The sequence below is a fragment of the Halorubellus litoreus genome (assembly GCF_037081675.1).
Classification (GTDB): domain Archaea; phylum Halobacteriota; class Halobacteria; order Halobacteriales; family Natrialbaceae; genus Halorubellus; species Halorubellus litoreus.
On the sequence record NZ_JAZAQL010000006.1, the window covers coordinates 227,996 to 238,232 of the forward strand.

Sequence of the window (10,237 nt, forward strand, 5' to 3'; positions counted from 1 at the left end):
GCCCAAACCGCTACCGGACTCAACGCGCCGTCGACCACAGGCGGCCGGTTCGAGCGGCACCTCGCACGAACCAGCGGCTCTCGACGGCGAAGAAACGGAGAGAAGAACCGCGACCGCGTCGCCGCGAGAACCGCTCTACGAGAGCTTTTCGATATTGTTCACGACTTCGTCGGCGAACTCGCTGGTAGCGAGCTTCTCGCCGCCCTCGATCTGCCGCTCCAGGTCGTACGTGACCTTTCCGGAAGAGATGGTCTCCTCGACGGCGTCCCGGACGAGCGTGCCAGCGTCCTTCCAGCCCATATACTCGAGCATCAGGCGGCCCGAGAGGATCATCGCGGTCGGGTTGACCTTGTCCTCACCGGCGTACTTGGGCGCCGACCCGTGAACCGGTTCGGCGAGACAGCGTGTGGTACCGAAGTTCGCGCCGGGGGCGATGCCGAGGCCACCAATCTGGGCGCCGGCGGCGTCGGACATGTAGTCCCCATTCAGGTTCATCGTCGCGATGACGTCGTACTCGCTCGTCCGAGTCAGCAGCTGCTGGAGCATGTTGTCGGCGATACGGTCGTTGACGACGATCGTCCCCGCGGGTTGTTCGCCGTCGTACTCCTCCCACAGCTCGTCTTCGGTGATGATGTCCTCACCGTACTCCTCCTCGGCAACCTCGTAGCCCCAGTCGCGGAACGCGCCCTCGGTGAACTTCATGATGTTGCCCTTGTGGACCAGCGTGACGGAGTCGCGGTCCTCCTCGATGGCGTAATCGATGGCCTCACGGACCAACCGCTTGGTGCCGTACTCGGTGATGGGTTTGACGCCGATGCCGACCGGGCCCTCGTGGATGGTATTGTCGAAGCCCATCTCGCCCTCCACGAACTGCTTGACCTCCTGGACCTCGTCGGTGCCTGCTTCCCACTCGATACCGGCGTAGACGTCCTCCGTGTTCTCTCGGAATGTAACCATGTCCATCTCGCCGGGGTCCTTGACTGGGGACGGGACGCCGTCGAGGTGGTAGGTGGGGCGGACGTTCGCGTAGAGGTCGAGGGTCTTCCGGAGCGCGACGTTGAGCGAGCGGAAGCCGGCGCCGACCGGCGTCGTCAGCGGCCCCTTGATGGCGACCTTGAACTCCTTGATCGCTTCGACGGTGTCCTCGGGGAGGTTCTCGTCGTACTTCTCGCGAGCGGATTCGCCGGCGTAGACGCGCATCCAGGAGATGTCTCGGCCGGTCGCCTCGGCGGCAGCGGTGAGGACCTTCTGGGCGGCCGGTCCGACGTCCTTCCCGATGCCGTCCCCGTGAATGATGGGGATGATGGGGTTCTCGGGGACGTCCAGCTCGTCAGCGTCCTCGTCGACAACTTCGATCGCCTCGCCGTCCGACGGCACGTCGACCTTCTCGTACTCGTGACTCATACTCGCCTAGTTGGTCGGAATACCCGCCTAAAAGGGCTATCATTTGGCTGCGAGACCCGCGACGTCGGCGTGTTCGCGGCCGTTCTCGGTGTGGTCGGGAGGAAAGTTTTGCCATCGCGTTCGCGGTGCCGCTGGCCGCGTGCCGACTCGCGCGAACACGTGAGGGCCGCGACTACGTGGTCAGCGACGAACGGTGCGACGACGAACAGCACGAGGAGGACGGCGGATTCGGCGCGACGGCGACGGAGTCAACGTGACGACAGGGAATTCGGCGCGACGGCGACGGGATCGACGCGGCGACACGTACTCGGCGTGGCGACGTGGTCGGCGCACGACGACGGGTTCGGCGAGCGACGGTGACGGTAGCGACCGGGTCGGCGCGGCGAGGCTGCTGCGAGGGGTCCGTCGGCGACAGCAGGAAGTTGGTGTGCGTGTGGTGCCGGTTGATTCGCGGTGCGTGTTCGTGAGTCGGTGCCGGTCGGTCGCGGCGTGGCCTGCGCCGCGACAGCTCGGTGCGTGCGTGGTCGGCCACGACGTCTGCGTCTCCGTCGTGGGGCGGTCGTGGTCGGTGCGGGTCGGCCGCGGTGCGGGCAGTCCACCGCGGGGGTCGCGTCGAGTTTCGAGTGATCGATGCGTTCGGTGCGGGCGTTCGTTGCGTTCGGTGCGGGCGTTCGTTGCGTTCGGTGCGGGCGTTCGTTGCGTTCGTTGCGTTCGGTGCGGGCGACCGCGGTGCAGGCAGTCCACCGCGGGCGTGAACGATGTTGGTTCGCGTTCGGTTCGCGGTCGATTCGAGATGGTTCGCGTTCGGTTCGGGCGGCCGCGGCGCAGGTGATTCGCCGCGGGAATCGCGTCAGCGCCGGTTCGGGTGCGGTTCGAGTGGCCGCGGTGCAGGCAGTTCACCGCGGGCATCGCGTGTCGGAGGCCCGTTGGTCGGCGGTCGTCGGTGCGTTCGTGGGTGCCGCCCGCTGCGTCGTGGTCGCGCGGACGACGTCACGGTCGTCGCAAGCGTATTGTCCGCATCACGTCTTAGTCAAGAGTTACCACACCACAAGTACTTTGGGGCCAATTACCATGGGGGCGGCGGCACGGCCGGGCCGTGGCGGGACGGGACCGGCGCGGTCGAGAACGACAGCCCATGGCGCAGGTCGGCAAGCGTTAAGCGGCGGGGGGCCGCGTCCCAAGCCATGCAGGTCATCGTGCACGGCGGCGCTGGGAGTGCACCGGACGAACCCGAGAGCCGACAGGCGATCCTCGACGACGCCGCGAACGACGGCGCGACCGCGTCGACACCGCTGGACGCGGTCGAAGCGGCCCTCCACGTTCTCGAATCGTCGCCGCGGTTCAACGCCGGTATCGGCGGTGCCGTCCAGTCCGACGGCGTCGTCCGCACCGACGCCGGCGTCATGACGAGCGACCGCGACGCGGGCGCCGCGTGCTCGATGCCCGGCGTCGAGCACGCCGTCTCCGCGGCGCGCGTCGTCCTCGAGGAGACCCCGCACGTCCTCGTCTCCGGCGAGCACGCCGTCTCGCTCGCCGACGACTACGGCGTCGACACGGACCGCGACCTCTTCACCGAGCGAACGCGCGAGAAGTACGCGAACGCGGACCCACCCAGCGGGTCGCCGAGCGAGCACCTGGCGTGGCTCGCCGACCGCTTCGGGCAGGGTGGTGCGGCGAGCGCCGACCCTGAATCCGGAAGCGACCACACCGATCACGACACCGTCGGCGCGGTCGCACGCGACGGCGACCGCATCGCGGCGGCGACGTCGACGGGCGGTCGCTGGTTCGCCCTGGCGGGGCGCGTCGGCGACGTCCCCCAGCTCGGGAACGGCTTCTACTGCGCGCCCGCCGGTGGCGCGAGCGCGACCGGCGCCGGCGAGGACATCGCTCGCGTCACGCTCGCGCGCCGCGCCGTCCGCCACGTCGAATCCGGTCGGGGCGCCGACGACGCCGCCGCGCTCGCCATCGACGAGTTCGCCGAACTCACCGGCGCGCAGGCGGGCGTCATCGTCCTCGACGCCGACGGGAACGCCGGCAGCGCGTACAACTCCGAACTCATGCAGACCGCCGTCGCCGTCGAGTAGCCCGGGAGACGTCCCGCACCGCCCCTGTCGGTTCCTGACGGGCTGCAGCGTCGCCGCGGCGGGTTGATGGTTCGAGCGCACGTACTGGCGGGCGTGTACGAGTGGTTCCCGCTTCTGGCCATCCTGACTGGTGTCGTGGTCGTGGTCGCCGCGCCCGTCGTCGCCGTGCTCGCGGTCGTCGCCGAACGCGTCGCCGACGTACGCGTCGACCGCGTCGCCGCGGTCCTGGTGGCCGTCCCGACGACGGTGGCGGTCGGCGCACTGCTGGTCCTGGGTGGCGTCCTCGCCGCCGCCGTCGTCGCGGCGGTGGTGCTCGTGCTCGCGGTCGCACCGCTCGGCGTCGGCTGGCTCGTCGCCGCCCGCGCCGACGCCACCCCCGTCCGCGCCGGCCGACGTTGGGTCGTGCTCGCGTGGCCGGTCGTCCTCGGACTCGCCGGCGTCCTGTTCGTCGCACCCGGTGGGTTCGCGCGGTACAACGTCCTGTTCCTGGACTCGCCCGTTCGCGAACTCGCGGTCGCGGGCCTGCTCGCGGTCGCCGTCCTCGGGCCGGGCGTCGCCGTCGCCGTCCTCGACCGACGGCGCCGGTCCCGTCCAGCCGGGACGCCGCCGGAACCACCGAGACGCTGAGAACCGCACGACTGCGACGCCACGTAGCCGGTTTTCGACGCGTGTCGTACCCTATCTTTATCATCGTCGATGGCGACTAGGGTCGTATGCTCGAACAGACCCAGCACCGCCGCGCGGCCTGCCCCGAGTGCGGCACGAAGACGATCAACGTCCAGGGCGTCGACGCGTGCCCGGACTGCGCGTGGATCGCCGACGACGACTGACGACACCGCCCGCAAAAGAACGCGGCCGCACCGCCGTCGTCGTCAGTCGAACAACGTCACCGGCCCCTCCCACACGTCGAGGCCGGCCTCCGCGCGACGCATCATGCGCTCGTGGAGGTCCCGCACCGGCTCGCCCTCCGCGGGCCGTACCTGCTCGTACGACCCGTCGCCGTGCATCCGCCAGCGACGACGATTGTCCTCGAGGTTCAGTTCGAGCACGCGCGCCAGCTCGCGCTGCAACCGCGGGTCCTCGACGGGCGCGTTCGCCTCGACGCGGTTGTCGAGGTTCCGCACCATCCAGTCCGCCGACCCGATGTAGAACCCGGGGTCGTCGTTCTCGAAGTAGAACACGCGCGAGTGCTCGAGGAACCGCCCGACGATGCTATGCACCTCGATGTTGTCGCTGATTCCCTCGATGCCCGGGCGCAACCGACAGATGTCTCGCACGATCAGTTTGCACTCGACGCCCGCCATCGACGCCTCGTAGAGCGCCCTGATGACCTCCGGGTGCTCCAGGCGATTCATCTTCGCGACGATGCGCCCGTCCCCGCCGTCGCGCGCGACCGCGGTCTCGTGGCGGATGCGTTCGAGGAACTGCTCGCGCATGTTCGTCGGCGCGATGAGGAGCCGCCGGTAGTCGTCGTGCATCGAGTGCCCCGTGAAGAAGTTGAACAGCTTCACGAGGTCCTGGCCGACGTCCCGGTCCGCGGTCAGGAGCCCGAGGTCCTCGTACGTCTTCGCGGTCTCCGAGTGATAGTTCCCGGTGCCGACGTGACTGTAGAGGCGGACGTCCTCGTCCTCCTGGCGGACGACGAGCGTCGTCTTCGTGTGCGTCTTCAACCCCGGCGTCCCGTACGCCACGTGAATGCCCTCCTCTTCCAGGCGGTTCACCCACCGGAGGTTGTTCTCCTCGTCGAACCGCGCCTTCAACTCGACCATCACCGCGACCTCCTTCCCGTTCTGGGCCGCCTCGATGAGGCTCTGGATGACGTTCGAGTCCTTCGCCGTCCGATAGATCGCGGCCTTGATAGCGAGGACGTCCGGGTCGTGGGCGGCCTCGTGGATGAACTCGTGGACGGTCCCCGTGAACGAATGGTAGGGATGATGGACGAGGATGTCGCCGTCGCGGACCTCGTCGAAGATCGTCCGGTCCTCGTCCTCGTGGACGTGCGTGAACCGCGGGTGCGGTTTCGGCGTCCAGTCCTCGTACTTCAGGTTCGGCCGGTCGAGGCCGTGCAGTCGCATGAGGTCGCGGTAGTCCAGTGGCGGGTCGCGGACGAACACCTCGCGTTCGTCGACGTCGAGGTGCTCGACGAGGAGGTCGCGGACGCGGTCGGGCGTCCCACTCGCGAGCTCGAGGCGGACGACGGTCGCGAACCGACGCTCGCGCAACACCTCCTCGATCATGTCGATGAGGTCCTCGGCGACCTCCTCGTTCCGGCGGACCTCGGCGTTCCGCGTCACGCGGAACGTCGACCACTCGACGACCTGCGTGTCGGGGAACAGGAGGTCGAGGTTCGCGCCGATCACCTGCTCCAAGGGCACGAACTCCGCGTGGTCGTCGCCGGCGTCCTTGTCGTCGACGCGCACGAGCCGCGGGCGGTTCTGCGGGATCTTCACGCGGGAGAACTTCACGTCCGCGTCCGGCGACTTCCGCGTGAGGATCGCCATCGAGAGGCTGAGGTTCGAGATGAACGGGAACGGATGCGCGGGGTCGAACGTGAGCGGCGTGAGCGTCGGAAGGACCTGCGCTTCGAAGTACTCGCGGAGCGACTCGCGCTGCGCTTCGGCGAGGTCCTCGTGGTCGAGGACGTGGATGCCGGCGTCGGCGAGCGCGGGCTCGACGTCCTCGTGGAAGCACCGGGATTGCTCCTCGAACAACGCTTCGGCCTTCTCGATGGATTCGCGCCACTGCTCGCGCGGCGTGCGGCCGTCGGGCGTGAGCTCGGTGACGCCCGCGTCCATCTGCTGCTTGAGGCCGCCGATGCGCTTCATGAAGAACTCGTCGAGGTTCGACGTGAACAGCGACAGGAACTTCGCGCGCTCCAGGATGGAGTTCCGGTCGTCCACGGCCTCGTGGAGCACTCGCCGCTGGAACGCGAGCTCGCTCAGCTCGCGGTTCAGGTAGAGCGAGTCGTCGTCGAGGTCGACGTCCTCCGGGTCTTCGATGGGGCGTGCCGGTGCGCGTGCGACCGACCCGTCGCCGTCGGCGCGCGCACCGCTGGTCGCTGGGTCGTCGTTCGCTGGCGCGTCCAGGGACTCGACGTCCGCGTCCGCGGGCGCGACGACGACGTGATGGGACTCGCTCGTCCCGCCAGTCCCGCCGATGTGCGACGTCAGGGACTTGCGGCTGTCCGCCGCGTACCCGCACGCGCACTCGAAGCGGGCCGTCGTCGTGGCAGCGTCGTCGTCCGCAGTCATGCCAGTCGTTTCGTCGGCCCCGGATTTATTTGCATCGTCGCTGCCGGTGACGCGGTCGCTCTCGCTGGCGTCGTCGTCGGGCATCGAGAAGCGAGTCACTCAGGCGACGACCCGTTCGCGAGTGTCGACGATGGAGTCGTCGCTCCGGGAGAGCCCGTCGCGGTCGAGTTCGACGGCGACCACCTCGTCGTTCCGGACGTCGTACGCGGTGAGGTCGCCGCCGTACACGCAGCCGGTGTCGAGCCCGATGGCGTGCTCGCGGACGACCGGGCTGGAGAGGACTGTGTGCCCGAAGAACGCGCGGCGGTCACCTGCATACTCGTCCCACCAGAACGGGCGACCGTAGGAGTCGTCGGTGAGCGAGCGCGTGTTCTGGACGTCGTCGACGTCGTGCTCGGCGAGGGGCTTGCGCGGGTCGATGCCGCCGTGAACGACGACGCCGTCGTCCCACGAGATGACGACCGGCATCGACTTGATGTAGTCCATGTCGACGGCGGAGAGCGCGTCGAGTTCCTTCTCGCCGCGCAGGAGTTTCTCCTCGTTGTTCCCGCGGATGGAGAGCATGTTGTCCGCCTCGCGGACGGTCTGCACGACCGCCTTCGAGTCCGGACCCTTCCGGACGAGGTCGCCGACGAACACGACGAGGTCGTCGTCGGTGACCTCGAGCGTCGCGAGCAGGCGCTTCATCGCGTCGAAGCACCCGTGCACGTCCCCGACGACGTAGACGTCGTCCCAGTCGTCGAGGTCGATACGTCGATGCCAGGCGCCCTCGGTGTCGTCGAAGTCGAATCGGTCGGCTGTCACGGTCTTGACCTATATGAACGGGAACGCACGTAAAGCGTTGCTATGACGGCTCTATGCAGCTATGTAGAATGTGTTCGTCAACGAGTAGCATGCGGTCTGCGGGTGCGAATGGCGGACGGAACCGCGACCGCGGGCTCGCGTTGGGGAGACGCAACCTCTTTCTCGCGGACGGGTCTACGATGGGGTATGACAGACGTCGACCTCGACGCCGAGAAGTACGAGAAGCACCGGGAGGCCGGCGAGATACTCGCGCAGGTCCGCGACGAGGCCGCCGACCGCCTGGAGGTCGGAACGAGCTACCTCGAGATCAGCGAGTGGGCCGAGGACCGCATCCGCGAGCTCGGCGGGACGCCCGCGTTCCCCGTGAACGTCAGCGTCGACGAGGAGGCCGCCCACGGCGCCGCCGGCCCCGACGACGACCGCGTCGTCGGCGAGGAGATGGTGAAGCTCGACATCGGCGTCCACATCGACGGGTGGCTCGCCGACACCGCCGTCACCGTCGACTTCTCCGGGAACCAGGACCTCGTCGAAGCCGCCGAAGAAGCGCTCGACGCCGCACTCGACGTCGTCGAGGCCGGCGTCGACACCGGCACCATCGGCGCGGAGATAGAGGACGTCATCGACGCGTACGGCTACAACCCCGTCGTGAACCTCACCGGGCACGGCCTCGGCCACTGGGAGCAACACACCGCCCCGAACATCCCGAACCGCGGCGTCTCCCAAGGAACGACGCTCGAGGTCGGCGACGTCGTCGCCATCGAACCGTTCGCCACCGACGGCTCCGGGAAGGTCTCCGAAGGCCAACAAGAGGAGATCTACTCGCTCGAACGCGAAGCCACCGTCCGCGACCGCTCCGCACGCCAAGCCCTCGACCAGATCACCGAGGAGTTCAAGACCCTCCCGTTCGCCACCCGCTGGCTCGACGTCCCCCGCCCCGAGATGGCGCTCCGCCGCCTCAAGATGAACGACATCGTCCACGGCTACCCCGTCCTCAAGGAAGAAGACGGCTGCCTCGTCAGCCAACGCGAACACACCATCATCGTCACCGAAGACGGCTGCGAGATCACCACCCGCTCACGGTAACCGAGTCAGAACCGAACCAACACCAGAAACGCCGACCTGGCGGTCGCCGTACGCTCGTGCTATCCGCAGCAGAAACGCCGATCTGGCGATCGGCGTACGCTCGTGCTATCCGCAGCAGAAACGCCGACCTGGCGATCGGCGTACGCTCGTGCTATCCGCAGCAGAAACGGCCGCCTGGAGGCGGCCGTATGCTGGTCGGTCCGTAGTACCCAAAGAATCTGCGTGCCGCCGTCACCCCAGTGCCGGCGGCGAGTTGGTTGTTTTGGACACCCCCGTGCCCACCTGTGCGTCTAAGCGTTGTTCATGCGTTGGCTCGAGCGGGACCCACAGCGTTGGCATTCGGCCACGCGGTAGGGTTCGCGCGAGAACTCCGCATTTTCCTCCTTCAGACTTTCAGTACGGATCTGCACGGACACCTGGTGCAGCGTGTCGGTGTCGCAGTCGGTGCAGTGCTCCGTCAGGCCGTCGAAGGAGTTGTCAGTCGTTGCCATCTACAAACCACATGTTACCCTGGTTGGTAATAAATCGATTCGTCAGTTTTCGGGGGCCGGGGGCGAAAAATACCCGACGAGGAGCCAATGAAACCATTCTAACGCCACAGACAGTCCCAAATCGTCTAAAGCCGCTTCTAAGGCGGTTGTCCAGTGTTTGTGGAGAGCATTTCAATCGGTTGTCAATGCTTACCAGCGGATTCCCAGATGGTTACTGTCGAGAAACCCACACGTATGAAGCCGTGCTTTCAAATCAACGCCACACCTCGAAACGATATGGACCAGGTGTTCGCGCCGTGGCGCATCGAATGGGTGGAACGCGACGACAAGAACCCGGACGTCGACTGCGTCTTCTGCGAGTTCCCCGACCGCGACGACGCCCGCAACAACCTCGTGCTCGCGCGCAACGACCACGCCGTCGTCATGCTCAACAACTACCCCTACAACCCAGGGCACACGATGGTCATCCCCCAAGCGCACGAAGGCGACTGGCGCGCGCTCGACGACGACCAACTCCTCGCACACGCCCGCCTCAAACAACGCACCATCGACGCCATGGACACCGCCTTCGCACCCGACGGCTACAACGCCGGCGAGAACCTCGGCGGGAGCGCCGCCGGCGGCAGCATCGACGACCACCTCCACACCCACGTCGTCCCCCGCTGGACCGGCGACACCAACTTCATGCCCGTCATCGCCGACACCAAAGTCATCGTCGAAGCCGTCACCGACACCTACGACCGCCTCCACGACGCCTTCAGCGAGCAAACCGGCGCGACCGACACCGACGCCGGATTCGTCCAATTCTGACCGCGAAGTTTACACGAGACGTAAACCCATCCTCGCACATCACTCTCACAGCGCACCCACACAATCAGTTCCCGAAGAAACGGCCGCCTGGCGGACGCCGTACGCTCGTGCGAGCAGTCGTCCCCGAAACGGCGTCCTGGCGGACGCCGTACGCTCGTGCGAGCAGTCGTCCCCGAAACGGCGTCCTGGCGGACGCCGTACGCTCGTGCGAGCAGTCGTCCCCGAAACGGCGTCCTGGCGGACGCCGTACGCTCGTGCGAGCAGTAATCCCAGAAACGGCGTCCTGGCGGACGCCGTACGCTCGTGCGAG

At 67.4% G+C, this 10,237-nt stretch carries 8 protein-coding genes; 4 read left to right on the forward strand and 4 right to left on the reverse strand.

Features of this window, described 5'->3' with window-relative positions; genetic code table 11:
* Positions 1-135: 135 nt before the first annotated feature.
* A complete protein-coding gene (gene icd / locus VYJ16_RS22070) occupies positions 136-1,404 on the reverse strand; it encodes an isocitrate dehydrogenase (NADP(+)) (protein ID WP_336352470.1) in 1,269 nt (422 codons plus the stop codon).
* A gap of 1,184 nt (positions 1,405-2,588) precedes the next feature.
* Between icd and VYJ16_RS22075 the strand changes: the two genes are divergently transcribed.
* Together VYJ16_RS22075 and VYJ16_RS22080 are read left to right on the forward strand one after the other, a co-directional pair.
* On the forward strand, positions 2,589-3,488 hold the full coding sequence (locus VYJ16_RS22075; RefSeq protein ID WP_336352471.1) for an isoaspartyl peptidase/L-asparaginase: 900 nt from the start codon (positions 2,589-2,591) through the stop codon (positions 3,486-3,488).
* A 66-nt stretch (positions 3,489-3,554) separates the two neighbouring features.
* On the forward strand, positions 3,555-4,115 hold the full coding sequence (locus VYJ16_RS22080) for a hypothetical protein (protein ID WP_336352472.1): 561 nt from the start codon (positions 3,555-3,557) through the stop codon (positions 4,113-4,115).
* Positions 4,116-4,360: 245 nt separating this feature from the next.
* On the opposite strand, the gene ppk1 is transcribed toward VYJ16_RS22080, so the two are convergent.
* Positions 4,361-6,823, reverse strand: a complete 2,463-nt coding sequence (ppk1, locus tag VYJ16_RS22085; RefSeq protein ID WP_336352473.1) for a polyphosphate kinase 1 — start codon at positions 6,821-6,823, stop codon at positions 4,361-4,363.
* 15 nt (positions 6,824-6,838) lie between these two features.
* Positions 6,839-7,543, reverse strand: coding sequence for a metallophosphoesterase (locus VYJ16_RS22090; RefSeq protein WP_336352474.1), 705 nt, complete (start codon positions 7,541-7,543; stop codon positions 6,839-6,841).
* Positions 7,544-7,729: 186 nt separating this feature from the next.
* Between VYJ16_RS22090 and map the strand changes: the two genes are divergently transcribed.
* On the forward strand, positions 7,730-8,626 hold the full coding sequence (gene map, locus VYJ16_RS22095; RefSeq protein ID WP_336352475.1) for a type II methionyl aminopeptidase: 897 nt from the start codon (positions 7,730-7,732) through the stop codon (positions 8,624-8,626).
* A 290-nt stretch (positions 8,627-8,916) separates the two neighbouring features.
* On the opposite strand, the gene VYJ16_RS22100 is transcribed toward map, so the two are convergent.
* Positions 8,917-9,117 carry a DUF7835 family putative zinc beta-ribbon protein gene (locus tag VYJ16_RS22100; protein ID WP_323675562.1) on the reverse strand — a complete coding sequence of 67 codons (201 nt, stop codon included), beginning with the start codon at positions 9,115-9,117 and terminating at the stop codon, positions 8,917-8,919.
* Between the two features lie 276 nt (positions 9,118-9,393).
* Here VYJ16_RS22100 and VYJ16_RS22105 point away from each other — a divergent pair, with 276 nt between their 5' ends.
* Complete coding sequence (locus tag VYJ16_RS22105) at positions 9,394-9,927, forward strand: HIT family protein (protein WP_336352476.1); 534 nt, start codon at positions 9,394-9,396, stop codon at positions 9,925-9,927.
* Positions 9,928-10,237 lie beyond the last annotated feature (310 nt).